At 44.6% G+C, this 16,419-nt stretch carries 16 protein-coding genes, 1 other RNA gene and 2 pseudogenes; 10 read left to right on the top strand and 9 right to left on the bottom strand.

Annotation, left to right across the window (positions count from 1 at the left end):
- Positions 1-4: 4 nt before the first annotated feature.
- Entirely contained in the window at positions 5-358 is a 354-nt protein-coding gene (locus tag ACUJFK_RS15245; RefSeq protein WP_445425374.1) for a DUF1543 domain-containing protein, read from the top strand.
- A 98-nt stretch (positions 359-456) separates the two neighbouring features.
- Here ACUJFK_RS15245 and ACUJFK_RS15240 read toward each other — a convergent pair whose 3' ends face one another.
- From ACUJFK_RS15240 to ACUJFK_RS15230, 3 genes are all read right to left on the bottom strand, one after another.
- Positions 457-1,488, bottom strand: a complete 1,032-nt coding sequence (locus ACUJFK_RS15240; RefSeq protein ID WP_445425373.1) for a metal-dependent hydrolase — start codon at positions 1,486-1,488, stop codon at positions 457-459.
- A 35-nt stretch (positions 1,489-1,523) separates the two neighbouring features.
- Positions 1,524-2,333 (bottom strand): PEP-CTERM/exosortase system-associated acyltransferase, encoded by an 810-nt coding sequence (locus tag ACUJFK_RS15235; protein ID WP_306177636.1) that lies wholly within the window; start codon positions 2,331-2,333, stop codon positions 1,524-1,526.
- 610 nt (positions 2,334-2,943) lie between these two features.
- On the bottom strand, positions 2,944-3,498 hold the full coding sequence (locus tag ACUJFK_RS15230) for a substrate binding domain-containing protein (RefSeq protein WP_445425372.1): 555 nt from the start codon (positions 3,496-3,498) through the stop codon (positions 2,944-2,946).
- Between the two features lie 87 nt (positions 3,499-3,585).
- Here ACUJFK_RS15230 and istA point away from each other — a divergent pair.
- Positions 3,586-5,140, top strand: a pseudogene (istA, locus tag ACUJFK_RS15225) (IS21 family transposase).
- Positions 5,141-5,151: 11 nt separating this feature from the next.
- A complete protein-coding gene (gene istB, locus ACUJFK_RS15220) occupies positions 5,152-5,898 on the top strand; it encodes an IS21-like element helper ATPase IstB (RefSeq protein WP_445425371.1) in 747 nt (248 codons plus the stop codon).
- Between the two features lie 39 nt (positions 5,899-5,937).
- Here istB and ACUJFK_RS15215 read toward each other — a convergent pair whose 3' ends face one another.
- Positions 5,938-6,456, bottom strand: a complete 519-nt coding sequence (locus ACUJFK_RS15215; protein WP_445425370.1) for a LysR family transcriptional regulator — start codon at positions 6,454-6,456, stop codon at positions 5,938-5,940.
- 148 nt (positions 6,457-6,604) lie between these two features.
- Here ACUJFK_RS15215 and ACUJFK_RS15210 point away from each other — a divergent pair, with 148 nt between their 5' ends.
- The 3 genes and pseudogenes from ACUJFK_RS15210 to ACUJFK_RS15200 all read left to right on the top strand — a co-directional run bounded on the left by ACUJFK_RS15210 (position 6,605) and on the right by ACUJFK_RS15200 (position 8,922).
- The gene (locus tag ACUJFK_RS15210) at positions 6,605-7,048 is read left to right on the top strand and encodes a DoxX family protein (protein WP_445425369.1); all 444 of its coding nucleotides are present in this window, start codon (positions 6,605-6,607) and stop codon (positions 7,046-7,048) included.
- A gap of 110 nt (positions 7,049-7,158) precedes the next feature.
- A pseudogene (locus ACUJFK_RS15205) lies at positions 7,159-8,101 on the top strand (glutathione S-transferase family protein).
- Positions 8,102-8,118: 17 nt separating this feature from the next.
- Positions 8,119-8,922, top strand: a complete 804-nt coding sequence (locus tag ACUJFK_RS15200; protein ID WP_445425368.1) for a DODA-type extradiol aromatic ring-opening family dioxygenase — start codon at positions 8,119-8,121, stop codon at positions 8,920-8,922.
- Positions 8,923-9,264: 342 nt separating this feature from the next.
- On the opposite strand, the gene ssrA is transcribed toward ACUJFK_RS15200, so the two are convergent.
- Both ssrA and smpB read right to left on the bottom strand, forming a co-directional pair.
- Positions 9,265-9,624, bottom strand: a transfer-messenger RNA (tmRNA) gene (gene ssrA, locus ACUJFK_RS15195).
- A 158-nt stretch (positions 9,625-9,782) separates the two neighbouring features.
- The gene (gene smpB, locus ACUJFK_RS15190; RefSeq protein ID WP_226751171.1) at positions 9,783-10,265 is read right to left on the bottom strand and encodes an SsrA-binding protein SmpB; all 483 of its coding nucleotides are present in this window, start codon (positions 10,263-10,265) and stop codon (positions 9,783-9,785) included.
- A 125-nt stretch (positions 10,266-10,390) separates the two neighbouring features.
- Between smpB and ACUJFK_RS15185 the strand changes: the two genes are divergently transcribed.
- Together ACUJFK_RS15185 and ACUJFK_RS15180 are read left to right on the top strand one after the other, a co-directional pair.
- Entirely contained in the window at positions 10,391-10,822 is a 432-nt protein-coding gene (locus ACUJFK_RS15185) for a type II toxin-antitoxin system RatA family toxin (RefSeq protein ID WP_226751172.1), read from the top strand.
- Positions 10,815-11,168 (top strand): RnfH family protein, encoded by a 354-nt coding sequence (locus tag ACUJFK_RS15180; protein ID WP_229586269.1) that lies wholly within the window; start codon positions 10,815-10,817, stop codon positions 11,166-11,168. Before ACUJFK_RS15185 ends, ACUJFK_RS15180 begins: the two co-directional genes overlap by 8 nt.
- Before the next feature lie 277 nt (positions 11,169-11,445).
- Here ACUJFK_RS15180 and ACUJFK_RS15175 read toward each other — a convergent pair whose 3' ends face one another.
- The 3 genes from ACUJFK_RS15175 to nadK all read right to left on the bottom strand — a co-directional run bounded on the left by ACUJFK_RS15175 (position 11,446) and on the right by nadK (position 14,511).
- Positions 11,446-11,805: an outer membrane protein assembly factor BamE gene (locus tag ACUJFK_RS15175; protein ID WP_226751174.1), complete on the bottom strand. Its 360-nt coding sequence runs from the start codon at positions 11,803-11,805 to the stop codon at positions 11,446-11,448.
- Between the two features lie 59 nt (positions 11,806-11,864).
- On the bottom strand, positions 11,865-13,538 hold the full coding sequence (gene recN, locus ACUJFK_RS15170; protein WP_445425367.1) for a DNA repair protein RecN: 1,674 nt from the start codon (positions 13,536-13,538) through the stop codon (positions 11,865-11,867).
- Between the two features lie 91 nt (positions 13,539-13,629).
- Complete coding sequence (nadK, locus tag ACUJFK_RS15165) at positions 13,630-14,511, bottom strand: NAD(+) kinase (RefSeq protein ID WP_226751176.1); 882 nt, start codon at positions 14,509-14,511, stop codon at positions 13,630-13,632.
- Positions 14,512-14,717: 206 nt separating this feature from the next.
- Between nadK and hrcA the strand changes: the two genes are divergently transcribed.
- Positions 14,718-15,737 carry a heat-inducible transcriptional repressor HrcA gene (gene hrcA, locus ACUJFK_RS15160; RefSeq protein WP_306177633.1) on the top strand — a complete coding sequence of 340 codons (1,020 nt, stop codon included), beginning with the start codon at positions 14,718-14,720 and terminating at the stop codon, positions 15,735-15,737.
- A 39-nt stretch (positions 15,738-15,776) separates the two neighbouring features.
- Positions 15,777-16,352, top strand: a complete 576-nt coding sequence (grpE, locus tag ACUJFK_RS15155; protein WP_226751178.1) for a nucleotide exchange factor GrpE — start codon at positions 15,777-15,779, stop codon at positions 16,350-16,352.
- Positions 16,353-16,419 lie beyond the last annotated feature (67 nt).

Here is a 16,419-nt window from a genome sequence, read left to right as displayed (position 1 = left end):
TAACATGAAATTATTTATGGTGTATTTGGGTGGTACCGCTCCGGGCGCAAATATTGAAGTGCATGATATACGCTTTGTTGTCGGTGACAGTATTAAAGATACTTATCCGCAGTTACGGCAGCAATGGTTTGGTGAGGCTAAAGGCCTACACCTAGACAGCTATTTAGAAGTGCATGATATTGATGGTTATCACATCTCGTTGGTTGCTGAGCCAGTGCAGCAAGAGCAAAAGCTTTATTTTGTTAACTTTGGTGGCTATTACCCATCGCAAATGGCAGAGCAGCACGAGTTTATGCTGTGTGTGGCAAGCTCTGCGGTTGAAGCTAAAAAAGCGTGCCAAGGCGGCGTTACTGACTAAAGCACAAAGCTCACACAAAGATGATTTATTGGAACTTGATAACTTGATTCAGCTCGATCAGCTGCAAGGTTACTATATTGAGCTACAACCGAGCGGGGCTAATCAAGCACAGCAGCCGGACTGGTTTGGTTATGAGGTGATTGGCTAAACTCAGTAGGTTCCTCACCTTTTAGCGTTAACCAAATCCAATTGAGGGTAGCTGATAGCTCTAATTTACGCGGTAAGCGTAATGAGGTTTCAGCTGCTTGCTCGGCCACCACAAAACTAAAAGCATAATTTTTCTGCTGTCCCATGCGCAGATCGGTTAACACAATTTGCTGTTTTTGCTGCTCTAAGGCATAAAAACCATGGCTGAAACTGGCTAGCTTCTGCACGTCAGGATGCAAAGCATATTGCTCAAGCAAAAGAGGGTCTTGTTCAAATCGCACCAATTCAATGGTGGCTTCCTTTTCGAGTAGTGAATAAAACCCTTCGTAATAGGCTTCATCCGTTCGGATCAACACGCGCCAAAGTAGCGTATTTAACGCGGTAGGTTGCACCAACAATTTCGTGGAGTGGTTAAAGATCTCTGTTAATTGGCTTTTCACTACACCGGTTACATGTTGTTGCGCCGCCACACTCCATAACAGATAACAGCTTGAAAAGACTAATCCTGCTGTATTGGCCGCGAGTAGTGTTTTACCCTTAAGTAATACCCAAATAACGCCAAGTAATAGGGGTAAGGTATACAAGGGATCAATAATAAAGATACTGCCAACACCGTACGGATAGTCAGAAAAGGGCAGGGCAAGCTGTGTCCCATAGATGGTCATGGTGTCGAGTAGTGGATGGGTGATCAATACCAGCCACAAGCCGAGTAACCAATGTTTGTAGTTGACCATTTCATTATGAATGCGACAGACGAGCAGGGCGAGCAAAGGAGAGAATAAGGTTAGATAAAACAAAGAATGACTAAAACCGCGATGCTGTACCATATTGCTAAGGTCATCGCCATAATCGATTAAAACATCTAGATCAGGCAGTGTTCCGGCAATAGCGCCCCATAAGGCGGCTTTTTTAATTGAGGTGTGTTTACCCACTACTGCAACAGCGACCGCTGAACCCAGTGCTATTTGAGATAGTGAATCCATATAAACAATATGCTCTTTAAAAAGGTTTGGGGGTGCTAAGCGTTATAATGCTCAAAAGAGCCATTGCGTAACTGTGCCGCAAGAACTCGCCATAACTCTCGATAATCATCGCAAAGTGTATGAATACATTTATCAATGTCTAGGTAATAGGCTGCACGTTTGCCATTTAGTTCAATCGGATTACTGATTTGCTGAAACTGAAACCCAACACGATTGAGCATTCGCGCTAAAGCGGGGGCAACCGCTACATAGGCATGCTTTAAATTTAATAAGCGTGCTTGCTCTAGGGCTGCGAGGTATAAACCGGCAGAAATGTAGCGATAGTGTGTTTGAGTATCAGAATCTGAAACCGCGGCGACTTGCGATAAAATGGGGTTTTGTTGGCTTTGAATATTTCTTCTAAATGAAGCGGCAACCGCTAAGCGAGAAAACTCACTCACGGCTTCACGATCAAAAGCGCTGGGAACTAAGTCAGGTTGAGTGAATTCGTCTTTGAAATAATGTTCGATAGGCAACAGTTCGGCGTCGTTGTTTGAAGCAATTAACCGTAAAGTACCCGCAGATTCGCCCGTTCTGCGATGTTGCAATAAGCAGTGAATAGAACGGCGGTCGTAATCATCTAACTCCAAACCTGAAGGGCTGACAGGTTCATAGGCTAATTCTTCACAGTAGACTTGATGTCTTAAGCGGAAAACGCGGTCTCGATCTTCGCGGCTAAAAGCTTTTTTAAGCTCAAAATCTTGGTTAAAACAGGTGGTCCAATGTAAGTTTTGTGGTGCTTTCTCTGTAACAGTCGTCACACACTGTTCAGACGGCGCGACAACAGCCTGATTATTTTGATACATAGCAAAACCCTAAATGCGGCAAAAGTGTTTATTTTTTTACAGCAGTTATACGTTCATTGGGTGAAAAGACCTAACACACCAGAATAAAAACATGCCGCGAATCAACTACTATGCCGACAAGATGCAACGAGATCAATGCAGAACAGCTGTTTTTTTACCAACATAAGCAGGATCTTACTTAATATAATGAAATATCTAATTAAATATTTTAAGGCTGATAGCGGGTTCTACTATTTCTATGTTAGAAATCGCTTAATAAAATTATTTTAAGATTAACTTATGCTTAATCGTTTTACAAAATGAGCGGTTTTATTGCAAAAAAGTATATCTAGTAGTAAAGCTCAGTAACACAGAATGTTGTTGCAGAAATGAAAAACGGCGCTTAAAAAGCGGCATATTCATTTGGTGTAGGTGAGAGGGCACCGGTTTGGTGTTTATTATAGTCGCCAAAACAGTTCCTCCATTGTTTAAGTAAGCTTCTTATGGTTTATGCTTGCGCAGGAGCTACGGAGTTTTATTTGTCATAAGCTAGCAGATAGTCGTTTGACGGGTATTTTTACTGCAAGCTAGGACATTTCCAATCTCAGTTAATGCCTCTTAGTAGGAGATTTTAATCAATAAACATCCCAATAAGGGGGGCTCCAAAATAAGAGCTCATAAAATCGAGAAAGACACGTAGCTTTGGCGCAAGAAGTTTCCGATGAGGGTAGACTGCATATAAGCTCATCGCATCCACTTCAATGTCATTTAACATGGTTTTGAGTTTGCCTTGTTTTAGTGCTTCACCCACGATAAAAGTTGGTTGTAGAATATACCCTTCACCAGCAGTAGCTGCTGCCGTCAATATCTGACCATTGTTTGCAGTCAATCCTACTTGATTATTCTGTGAATTAGCGCGTAATACCCTCATGAGTGGGTGATTGGATGAGGCGTAATCCGTGTAGCTGTAATGTAAGAAATGCGAGCTGTTCAATTCATCAGGCTGGCTGGGATTTCCGTACTTTTCAATGTATGAAGGGGCTGCGCAAAGCACAAGTTTTATTGGCGCTATTTTTTTTGCAATTAATGATTGCGTATTTCGGGATGATCCGGCCAGCGATTTCGGCATGAGTCGGCCACCCATTTCGGTATCATCCGGCCACTGATTTCGGCCTAATCCGGCCACCTGTTTCGGTATCGTCCGGCCAGTTTGTTCTTCCTTCGTTTTACGGACTTTGGCATAACAGTTTTTTAACTGTTTGTCGGAGTAGTCATGACACGTAAAAAGAAAATGGTAAGGACAGATATGCACACTTATCTGGATATATTCCGCCTTAAATTTGAAGCCCGGTTAAGCGATCGGCAAATCTCTCAGGCTTTAAATATTGGCCGGGCAACCATCAGTGATTTGATTATCCGCTTTAACAATTTAGGCCTCAGTTGGCCGCTGGCAGCCGACTATCCGCTTGATAGCCTCGACAAACAGTTATTCCCTGGCCGTGATTACAGTACGCAGCGGGTCTTGCCGTCGTGGGTGCAGGTACATCTTGAGCTGCGCAGAAAAGGCGTCACCAAATTGCTGTTATGGCAGGAATATCAGGCTGAGCACGGCAGTAACGCCCTTGGCTACACGCAGTTCTGCGAGCATTACCGGCGCTGGTGTGCTGTACAAAAACGCTCGATGCGACAGCATCATGACGCCGGTGAAAAGCTGTTTATCGACTTCTGTGGCCCGACTGTGCCGATTGTGAACCCTCAAACCGGCGAGATAAAACACGCCGCTATCTTCGTCGCCACCATGGGGGCATCGAACTACACCTATATTGAAGCCTGTGAAGGTCAGGATATGGAGTCCTGGCTGATGGCGAACAGCCGCTGCCTGACGTTTTTGGGCGGTGTACCGGCGTTATTGATACCCGATAACCTCAAAGCGGCGGTTGATAAAGCGGATAGGTTCGAGCCGGTGCTTAACGACAATTACAAAGCCCTGGCCAGACATTATGGCTGTGCATTGATGCCCACCCGACCACGCAAAACCGCAGGATAAAGGCAAAGTCGAATCTGCTGTACTGATTGTTGAGCGCTGGGTATTAGCCCGGTTGCGCCATCAGGTGTTTTATTCACTGGCTGCGCTAAATCAGGCTATCCGGGCACTGAATACTGAGCTTAACCAGCGGCCAATGAAGCATTACAACGGTGCCAGCCGTGAGCAGTTGTTTAAATTACTGGACGAACCTGCCTTACAACCTCTGCCGCCTTATGCTTATGAGTACACCGATTATCGCATTGCTAAAGTCGCCAAAGATTACCACGTACAGTACGACAATCACTGGTACTCGGTGCCACACCGTTTAGTCGGTGAGCGGGTTGAAATCAGTGCCACGCAGACGCTGGTTAAGGTTTACCATCAGACTAAATGTGTCGCACAGCATCCTCGCAGCCATAACGCTTACCGGCACAGCACAGACGTGGCGCATATGCCAGAAAACCATGCAGCCTATCAGGAGTGGAACCCAGAGCGTATTCGCAGCTGGGCCACGCATATTGGCTCCAACACCCTAGCGGTGGTATTAGCCGTTGAACGCAGTAAAGACCATCTGGTTCAGGCACAGCGCGCCTGCCTGGCGCTACTGAGTGAGCAAAAACGCTACGGCAGTGACCGGCTGGAAAACGCCTGCGCGCTCGCCATAAGTCGCCAGCTACCTTATATACCGGTCATCAAAAAGCTGCTTAAAAACGGCGAAGATATGCGCTGGCAACCTGATGAAACCAACACAATTATCCCTGGTACTCACATCAACATCCGTGGCTCAAAATACTACCAATAAGGACAACACTAATGGACGCACTACTTATCCAACTACGCCAGCTAAAGCTGGCAGCCATGGCCAATGCGCTGGAGCAACAACGCCTTGCGCCCCATACTTATGCCGAGCTTAGCTTCGATGAACGATTGGGATTACTGGTCGAGCAAGAACATCTGGCGCGGGATAACACCCGCTTACAACGCTTGCGCAAACAAGCCAATCTGCGCCTTAAAGCGACACCAGAAGGCTTACGTTATCCGGCAAAGCGCGGCTTGCGAGCTGAACAAATTACGCCACTGATGCAAGGACATCACCTGACGTACCACCAGAATATCTTGATAACCGGCCCCACTGGCAGCGGCAAAACCTATCTTGCCTGCGCCTTAGGTGAGCAAGCTTGCCGACAGAATAAACGCGTGCTGTATTACCGGTTAGGTCGGTTACTGGAAAGCCTGAAAATAGGGCATGCTGATGGTAGCTATCTTAAACAACTGGTACAGCTACAAAAGGTAGATATGTTGATCTTGGATGACTGGGGCCTTGAGGGATTTAAAGGTAAACAAGTCAGCGATTTACTGGACGTGATTGAAGATCGCTACGAGCAACGCAGCACAATCATCGTCAGTCAGTTACCGGTCTCGGAGTGGTACGGCTTAATGGATAATCCCACTGTTGCAGATGCGCTGTTAGACAGAGTGATCCACAATGCCCACCGACTGGAATTAACAGGTGAGTCACAACGTAAAAAAACACTGGTTCAGGGAGAAGAAGTCGGGTAAAAAGAGAGGATAAACGAAGGTCAGATCATGCTGGCCGGATCACACCGAAACGCCTGGCCGGATGAAACCGGAACAGGTGACCGGACAAACCGAAATACGCAATGATGAGCTTTTTAAGTTCCCAATTCTCAGAGCTACATCAAACCCTTCTTCGATGACATCCACCTTACGATCACTCAACTCTAGGTTAACACCTACTTCCGGATACTTTTTTTTGAAATCCCGAATAAGGGGTGCAAGGTGCAATGTTGAAAAGTCTACTGGCGCACTGATTTGTAATAGACCTTTTGCAGTACTTTGCAACTCACCAAAGTGGTTTTCCATGTCATGAACACTCTCCAGAATATGCATGGCATGATGTAAACACTGCTCACCTTCTTGGGTTAAGTGAACGCGCCGAGTTGTTCGGTTAAACAGTCTTACGCCAAGCTGATCTTCAAGCTGCGATACATATTTACTTACTAGTTGATTTGATGTCTCTAGTTTCTCAGCAGCTTTGGTAAAGCTGCCTAGTTCTGCCACGGTAACAAACGCTTTCATTGTGTCTAATCGATCCATAGATAAATTCTATATTACAAATGATATGTTGATAATTATTCCATAATATCATTATTTATCCATTTATATGTTGTTAGTAGTATAGCTCTCAACCTGATTGAGGTGGTCAGCTCGGTCAGTCTTTAATAATCACTTAGAGAGGAATTTTATGATAAACAAGCAAACTATACATAATATATTGAAATCAGATGCAGGCGTTGCTGCGTTAGCTTTAAGAGTACCTGTTGGGATTATCCTAGCTGCTCATGGTGCACAGAAATTGTTTGGCTGGTTTGGTGGTTATGGTCTTGAAGGTACTGGGCAATGGTTGGAAAGTATCGGATTGGCGCCAGGGTATTTGATGGCCCTCTTGGCAGGTAGCGCAGAATTCTTTGGTGGAATAGCCTTGATTCTTGGCTTGTTAACCAGACCTGCTGCAGCGGTAAGTGCTTTTACTATGTTAGTGGCTATTTTTAGCGTGCACTTTGAGCATGGTCTTTTCTTATCAAACAATGGATATGAATTTGCTCTTGCTTTGTTAGCTGCAACAGTAGCGCTAACCATTCATGGAGCTGGAAGTTATGCAGTGGATAATGTCATAACAAAAACGTAGTTGGTTGTGCTTTAAAAGATAATCTTTCGCTCTAAAAGCAAGCTGCTTGATTTTTATCAGTAGTGCCTTTCTGTGTAGCGGGAAGGCCATTTCTATGGCGGTATTAGCCAATGTTAGTCAATGGTGTTTGGCAAGAGAACTGGCAACCAGTTCAAAATAAGGATGAAAAAGGTCGCTTTATACGACAAACATCTTCATTTCAACATTGGATTACAGCCGATGGTTCTCCCGGCATAACTGGTGAGGGTGGTTTTAAAGCGAAGGCTAATCGATATCACTTGTACGTTGCCTATATTTGTCCTTGGGCAAGCCGCACCTTAATGGCGAGAGTCTTAAAAGGTTTGGAAGATATTATTTCTGTTTCAGTGGTTAATCCCAAACTCATGGATCAAGGATGGAAGTTTGGTGGCTTTAAAGATAGTGACCATGATGATCTAAATGGGGCGACCTATTTACATGAGCTATACACCGAAGTCACACCAGATTTTACTGGCAGAGCAACCGTACCTGTTTTATGGGATAAAAAAACACAGACTATCTTAAAAAATGAGTCAGCGGATATTGTTCGAATGTTTAATACCGCGTTTGTTGAGATTGTTGGCGAAGGTTTAGATTTGGTACCTAGGGAGTTAGAGGGGCAAATTGATGTGTTCAACGACTATATATTCCAATCTCAATAACGGTGTTTATGAGGCAGGTTTTGCGTCCAATCAAGAAGCTTATGAAGAGGCTTATGAAAAAGTATTTACGGCACTCGACTCGATGGAACAAAAGCTAGCAGATGGGCGTAAATTCCTTTTTGGTGAAGCATTCACTGAGTCAGATATACGTTTATTTGCGACCTTGATCCGATTCGATGTTGCTTATTATGGGCTATTCAAATGTAATCGAAACATGATCAAAGAGATGCCAAAGCTCCATGCTTATATGTATCGCATTTTGTCGATGGAGGGCATTGAGAGCACCGTCAATATTGAACACATTAAGGCAGGTTATTACTCGATAAAGGCGCTGAACCCAATGGGAATTGTTCCTGTAGGCCCTTGGTTTTAAAACTAACCGGAATTTATATGAAATCGAAACGAAATATTGTCTACCTTTCTCATGGCGGCGGCCCCATGCCGCTATTGGGAGATCCTGATCATGACGAAATGATCAAAACTCTAAAAGAAATCGCGGCAGAAGTGGGTAAACCTAGCACAATATTGGTGATAAGCGCCCATTGGGAGGCACGTTTACCGACAGTAACGTCAGGAATAAGTCCTGGAATTATCTATGACTACGTTGGGTTTCCAAAAGAATCGTATGAGATCCAATATCCCGCTTCGGGTGAACCAGAATTGGCAGAGTGTGTTTTCAATGCACTTAAAGAGCACGGTATCGACGCTGCGAAAGATGATCAACAGCGTTTTGATCATGGCTTATTTGTACCACTTAAGATCATGTACCCTGAATTTGATATTCCATGTGTGCAGCTTTCTTTAGAATACACTCTAGATCCCTTACTGCACATTCAGATAGGTAATGCATTGAAATCGCTGAATTGGGATAATCTACTGGTCTTAGGATCTGGCTCTTCATTCCACAATATACGTGCATTTTTTACCCCAGATGCTCAAGGCGCGCTCGCCAATAATATTGCTTTTGATGAGTGGCTCAGGGAAACAATAAATGATGTGAGTTTGTTAGAACAGGAAAGACTTGAAAGACTTGTAAATTGGACGTCGGCCCCAGGAGCTAGGTATTGTCACCCAAGAGAAGAGCACTTGATTCCTCTACACGTTTGTTACGGCATGGCTACGAAATCTAGCTCTAAAACGTATAGAGCGGAAATAATGAAAAAACAGTTTTCAATGTTTTATTGGGGGGAATGAGAACAGTTGCTTACGAAATAGTACGTTTGAAACTGTTCGAGAACTCATAATTTGCCAGCTTTCGGGTCTGCATTTCTGCGCTGGGTGCGATACTTTGTGCTAATTGCTTACGGGCTTCGTCTCGAGGATGTCTAGCATCTTTTAAACTATCCTCCGATAAAATGGTACTTTTTTGCCTTAGGGTATCGGTTTTGGCGCAGATCATAATACCCCGCATAAATACCCTAAAACATAGGGGGTATCTGTTAGAACATAGTAGACCAGCATCGAATGGCAGGCAATAAAAAACCCAGCAATTACGCTGGGTTCGTAGCCGGTTATGGACTGGCTTAGTCCGTCATTTGGTGGAGCTGGCGGGAGTTGAACCCGCGTCCGAAAAACCTAGATCGTCAGTACTACATGCTTAGCCATTCATTTAGTTAACCCTATGAGCGCCGAGTGGCAGGCTATCGTCGGGCGAGCCTGATTGATTTTAACGGTTTGTCTCCAGGCGAAGACGCGACGCGATCCTATTAGGGGTGATCTTCCAGAGTCTCAGCTTATAGGCATGCGTGAGGGGAAGAGCTATCTACTGCCTATTAAGCAGCGATTGCGTAGTTTTCGTCGTTTGCGACTAGTTTTTTGCGGCTTTTTTACGAGGCCTACCGCACCTCGGCATGCACTTAAGATTTCGTGAGTCCCGTCGAATCCAGAATCAGCCCCGAATTCTGTGGTCTAACACTAACACCTTCAGTGAATTTCTAGTATACGCCTTTAATCTGCTAATTACCAATGGCACAGCAGTGTGTTACTACAAACATTTTTACTTTATTAGGTTCACTTGCACGCTTTTCAAGCGTCGAATCAAAATAAAAGCCTGTTTAGCGTTTTGAATGCTTCATCATGCGCTCTTTTTCACGAGACCAATCGCGATCTTTAATATCATCACGTTTGTCGAAGTTTTTCTTACCTTTTGCCAAGTGAAATTCTAATTTTACCCAGCAGGCTTTCCAATACATAGCCGTGGCGATAAGGGTATAGCCATCACGTTCTTTTAAACCAATTAACTTCATTAACTCGCGTTTATGCAGTAATAACTTACGGCTGCGGTCAGGATCGCAAATGACATGGGTAGAGGCGTTATTCAAGGGTTGGATCTGCGCGCCAAACAAATAAGCTTGGCCATCTTGTAAGATGACATAAGCATCCGATAAGTTAACCTTACCGTCCCGAATACTTTTTACTTCCCAGCCTTGCAGGCTCAGACCGGCTTCAAACCGTTCTTCTAGAAAGTATTCATGGCGCGCTTTACGATTTTGCGCGATGGTGCCATTGTTCTTTTTGTTTGTTTGCTTTTTACTCATAATTCACTTTTTTGGCTAGTTGCAGCCATCATGTATTCATATTCAGTTATGCAGGCTACACGGTGCAAGGTTGTCGCTGGGCGTTATTCTGTTACAATCTGTGGCCTGATGTAAGGGGAGTGAGTATGCCACAAATTGAGCGCAGTGCCTTGGTTTTTTACAGCGCGCAACAAATGTTTGAACTGGTAAATGATGTCGATGCTTACCCGCAATTTTTACCAGGTTGTAGTGCTGCCAACATAGTTAGTCGTGCTGAGAAAGAGGTGGTGGCGAAGTTACATATTTCCAAGGCCGGTATTGGTCAATCTTTTACAACTCGTAATCATTTGCATCCTTTTCAACGTATTGAGATGCAATTGGTCGATGGGCCATTTAAACATTTACGTGGTGGCTGGGAGTTTGAACCTTTAAACGATCAAGCCTGCAAAGTGATTTTAAAGCTAGAGTTTGAATTTTCTAGTCGGTTAATACAGTTTGCTTTTGGTAAGATTTTTCAAGAGTTAACCGCGGCCATGGTGCAGGCTTTTACACAACGGGCAAAACAAGTTTATGGATAATTCCAGTGCGGGGGCGGCAGCTGCCGATCGTATTACGGTTGAAGTGGCTTATGCCTTACCTGAGCGTCAGGTGCTGTTAACACTTGCGGTAAGTCGTGTGGCAAGTATCGAACAGATTATTAAGCAGTCAGGTATCTTACAACAATTCCCACAGATCGATTTAACGTCGCAAAAAGTGGGTATTTGGAGTCGGCCGGTTAAGTTATCCGATCAAGTAAAAGAGGGCGATCGTATTGAGATTTATCGCCCATTAATTGCTGATCCGAAAGATTTACGGCGGCGCCGAGCAGAAAAAGCTAAAGAAGAAGGCCGCGCTGATAAAGTAACAGGCGGCCGGCCAAATTAACTACAGGTACTTTTGAAAAGTGGCTGAAGTGACTTTATGCCGAGTTTGATAAGTGAGTACACTTACCGCTTGATACCGTACCTAACTCAGTGGTTTGTATGATTTTAGGCTGTTTTGGCGGCGTTTTGCCAAGCCGCTAAAGCGCTAAATTTAAACACTGGTTTAAAAAGATACTGCAGCGACAGGGGAATACCCAAAACAACAAAACCACAGATGAAGTGCAAAGGCTTCATCTGTGGTTTTTTGTATTCATAAGCTAAGTCGCTTTGCTTAAAAACTAAATATCCAGCGGTTTGTCAAAGTCAGCGTGTTTAGTGAAGTCGCCATTGATATTGACTAAGCGGTCTTCTTTAAACTCGACCACTAGCCGTTTTTCAAAGTTGTTACCACGACCACCTTTTAAAGCATAAAAATAATGCCAGGTGTTGGTATCAAACGGATTGGCGGCAACAGGGTTGCCTAAAACATAAATAACTTGCTCTTTTGTCATTGCCACTCGTAGCTTATCCACGTCTTTTTGTTCTAAGAAGTTACCTTGTGGAATATCAATACGGTATACCCAGCTGCTACATGCCGTGCTTAAGCCTAAAGTGGCCACGAGTAATGCTGTCTTTAATACTGCTTTCATAATGATCATCAATTTAAAGTGAATAACGCTATCATACCCTATGATAGCTGTGCAGAAAAAACCCTGAATCAGACTACAGGCGCACATAATAGTTCCCGAGCATTAGCTAAAGCATTGGCACTGATGTTTTCACCGGCGAGTAAACGGGCAATTTCTTGGATACGTTCATCATCAGATAGCTGACGCATACGTGTTTCTGTGGCTTGGCCGTCAGTATATTTTTCAACAAACAATTGTTGGTGACCTTGGCTAGCGACCTGCGGTAAATGTGTTACACAAATAATTTGTGTGCTGCGGCCTAATTGGCGTAACAGGCGACCGACACCGGCAGCCACAGGCCCACTGATCCCGACATCAACCTCATCAAAAATTAAGGTGGGTGTGGTGATCTTATCGGCTAAAATAACTTGAATGGCTAAACTGATCCGCGACAGCTCTCCACCCGATGCGACTTTCGCCAGCGCTTGTAAGGGCTGGCCAGGGTTAGTGGAAACGGTAAAGCTAATTTGATCTAAACCCATGGCGCTAGCGTGTTCTAGTGGTAAATTTTGTAAATCAATAGCAAAGCGGGCATTAGCCATACTGAGTTCGTGCATATTTTGGGTGATTAACGCACTTAATTCTGTTGCCCCTAGTTGCCGAGCTTCTGTGAGCTTGGTTGCCGCTACTTGATACACGTCTGCAGCTTGGTTAATCGCCTGTGCTAATTCGTTTAGGCGTTTGTCATGGCCGGTTAATTCAGCCAGTTGTTGGCTCAGTTGCTGATGTAACTCGGCCAGGTTTTCAACATTAACTTGATGCTTGCGAGCTAAATTAAGCCAAGTGCCCATGCGCTCATCAATTTCTTGTAAACGCTCAGGATCCAGTTCTACTTTATCGGCATAGCGACGTAATTCACGACTGGCTTCTTCGGTTTGCAACAAAGCGTCATTCAACATGTTTTGCACATTTTGCAAAGCTGGATCGAGCTGAACTAATTCCTCTAATTGCTGAGTTAAATGTGATAACGCACGATAAATATTTTGATTATCGTCATCGTACAGTTGTTGTAGGCATTGTTGGCTTTGTGTCAGTAGAGTATGGCCATGGCTCAAACGGCTGTGCTCAGCTTCAAGTTGGTCGAATTCAGAGACTTGTGGCGCAAATTGATCGAGCTCAGCCACTTGATATTCTAACAATTGGCGCTGGGCATCACGTTGCTGCTGCGATTGCTCCAATTGGCTAAACTCTTGCTTGAGTTGTTGCCAATAGCGATAACTTTGACGTGTTTGTTGCAGTAACTCTGGTTTACCCACAAAAGCGTCTAATAATTGGCGTTGATAATCAGCTTTTTGCAGTAATTGATGTGCATGTTGACCATGAATGGCGAGCAGATGCTGCCCTAGTAGTTTTAACTGCTGTGCCGGTACTTGTACGCCATTAATATAGCCTCGTGAGCGGCCTTCAGCACTGATTACCCGCCGGACAATACACTCATTTCCCATGAGTAAATCTTGTTGTTGTAGCCAGTCTTTGGCGGTAGTCAGTTGGCTAATATCGAAGGTGGCAACAATATCGGCTTTGTCTGCACCAGGGCGCAGCACTGCCGCATCGGCACGCTCTCCTAAACAAATAGCAAGGGCATCAATAGCAATGGATTTACCGGCACCGGTTTCACCAGTAATAGTCGACATACCTGCGGCCCAGTCAATTTCCAACGCACGCACTATAGCAAAGTTACTGATATGAAGATGACACAGCATAAATCCACTCCGATAACTGTTTAAGTATACAGTGTAAATCTATACAGTATTTTCTGTTTTGGCAAGTTGTCGATGCACAAATATTTGCTGGCTAATACAGTTTACTGCCCCAGCCTAATTTATTGCGCAGGACATGATAATAACTGTAGCCCGGAGGATGCACCAAGCGCAGTGGGTTGGGGTGTTTACGAATATAGATATCGTCGCCCGGCATAACAGCCAAAATAACATGACTGTCGCAGCTTATTTGCAGATGGGCATCATTCGTTTCAGCGACTTTTAAGCGTATCTCACTGTTACCGGAAACGACTAAGGGTCTGCTACTTAAGGTATGTGGAAACATCGGCACTAAGCTCATGGCATCCAGATCCGGTGTTAAAATAGGGCCTCCACCGGATAAGGAATAGGCGGTAGAGCCTGTAGGCGTGCTGATAATTAAACCATCAGAGCGCTGGCTATATACAAATTCATTATTGATATAGGCCTCAAATTCAATCATGTGGGCCACTTTGTCGGCGTGTAACACCGCTTCGTTAACCGCACTGTTACTACTTTTTATACTGCCGTGTCGATGCACGGAAATTTCCAGTAAGTTACGTTTCTCTGTCACAAAGTTACCGGCCAGTACATCTTTTAGCGGTTGCTCAAAATTCTCAGGCGCCAGATCGGTTAAAAAGCCTAGATTGCCACGGTTCACGCCAAGTACAGCCACATCAAAACGGGCTAACACCCGCGCGGCGCCCAGCATATTCCCATCTCCACCTACCACAATCGCTAAATCACAGGTTTTGCCCAATTCAACCAAATCAAGGATCACCGCATCAGCCAGTTGTAAGCTTTGAGCGACTTGCTCTTCGACAAATACACTGAGGCCTTGGGTTTTTAAAAAGTGATAAAGGCTGGCCAATGTTTGATTCGCGCCAGGGTGATGGGGTTTTCCAATTAAACCAACTTTGGCAAATGTAGAACTCATAGCAACAGTCTTCCTTATCCAGACCCGTTCAGTATATACATAACCCACAAGAAGTTGCAGCCTTGTCAATCAACTAAGCTTTTGGGCAAAGCGCTATGGACTTAACATCTTTAGACAAAACCGCTTTATAGAGCGATTATGCAAAACTGCTTGAATTTGAGAATAAAAACCCCATTACCTCTTTAATTTAATTACAGGTATTGCGCATGGCTGTGGCATTAAGCAGAACAGAGCTAATTTTAAAGTTGATTGTTGAGCAATATTTGCTCGATGGCCAGCCCGTAGCGTCAAAGTTGATCGCTGAGCATAAACAGCTCGATGTGAGCTCTGCAACGGTGCGCAACACCATGGTGCAACTGGAACAACAAGGATTAATTCGCTCACCGCATACTTCGGCAGGGCGGATCCCTACCACTTTAGGTATTCGTTTATTCATTGATAAAATGCTGCAGTTGGCGCCTTTGAGTGACAAATGGCAAAATGAAATAACCAGCCGCTTACTACCGCAATTGCCGGTGTCATTAATGTGTCAACAAGCCGGACAATTATTAGCGAACTTAACCGGTTGTGTGGCCATTGTTAGCGCTCCTAAAGCCGCAGGGCGCGAAGTGCGGCAAGTGGACTTAGTGCGCTTAGCCAGCGATCGTTTGTTGTTGGTGGTGGTCGATGAAGACGGTGACATCCTGCATCGTATTATTAATTGTGAGCAAAGTGTCGATTCCGCCACCATGAGCAAGGTGTTGTGCTTACTTAATGCCGCTTTAGCCGGTGGACAATGGCAAGATGGCATGGTGCGTTTAAACACGATTTTGCGCAATGAAACGGGCCTTGGCCAGATCCTTATTGAAAAAGTGTTAGGCCAATTAAGCTTAGATGAGTTTGTGCAGCATCAACCCTTGATTTATGGACAACATCAATTATTGCTAACGCCGGATTACCAGCAAAACCCTGCATTACAACAAGTCGTGCAAATGCTAGAGCAACCCTCGGGTTTAATTACGTTGTTACAAACGGTCACCCGTGATGCTCAACCTAAACTCATTTTAGGTAAAGAGTCTGGATTTGTTGAGTTATCGCAATTAAGTTTAATCGCCCAAAGCTATCAAACGCAGCCACATCGCTTTGTCGCTTTGCTTGGCCCGCGGCGGATGGATTACGCAAAATTAATCCCTTTACTCGAAGGATGCGCGGCACAATTAAATTTAAACTTGAATCGGCAGAATTGATCCCCATAATACCCCTACATTAATTGGAGTATTGTAACAATGACTGAGCAACAAAAGCCTTCCGAACCCACAGAAGCAACGAATCAGGCCACTAACGATGCTAATACCGATACGGTAGAGCTGTCTTCTGAGCAGACCATTATTGCTAAGCTGGAAGATGAACTGGCTAAAGCGCAAAGCCAGTTGGCCGAACAACACGAATTAATGCTGCGCATTAAAGCTGATGCTGAAAATGCTCGCCGTCGTGCTAGCCAAGATGTTGAAAAAGCGCACAAGTTTGCGTTAGAAAAGTTTGCCGGTGATTTATTACCCGTTGCCGACAACCTTGAGCGCGCACTGAACTTTATCAACCGTGAAGATGAAGCGTTTAAAGGCATCATTGAAGGCGTAGAGCTGACCATGAAGAGCTTTTTAGATACAGTAGCTAAGTTTGGTGTGGTGCAAATTGACCCTGCGGGGCAGCCGTTTAACCCGGAACAACATCAAGCGATGAGCATTCAGCCGTCAAATGATGTACCGCCCAATACCGTGACCTTTGTTATGCAAAAAGGTTATGAGTTAAATGGTCGCTTGTTACGTCCGGCTATGGTTGGCGTATCAAAAGCAGCAGAGTAACGCCCTCGTAGCAAAGCTAACGCGCTGTTAAGCGTTGGCTTTGCTGCACACCGCAGTACATTGGTTT

The sequence above is a fragment of the Alishewanella sp. HL-SH06 genome (assembly GCF_052656265.1).
The sequence above is the reverse complement of the archived record's forward strand: the minus strand, read 5'-3'. Positions and strand labels throughout refer to the sequence as shown.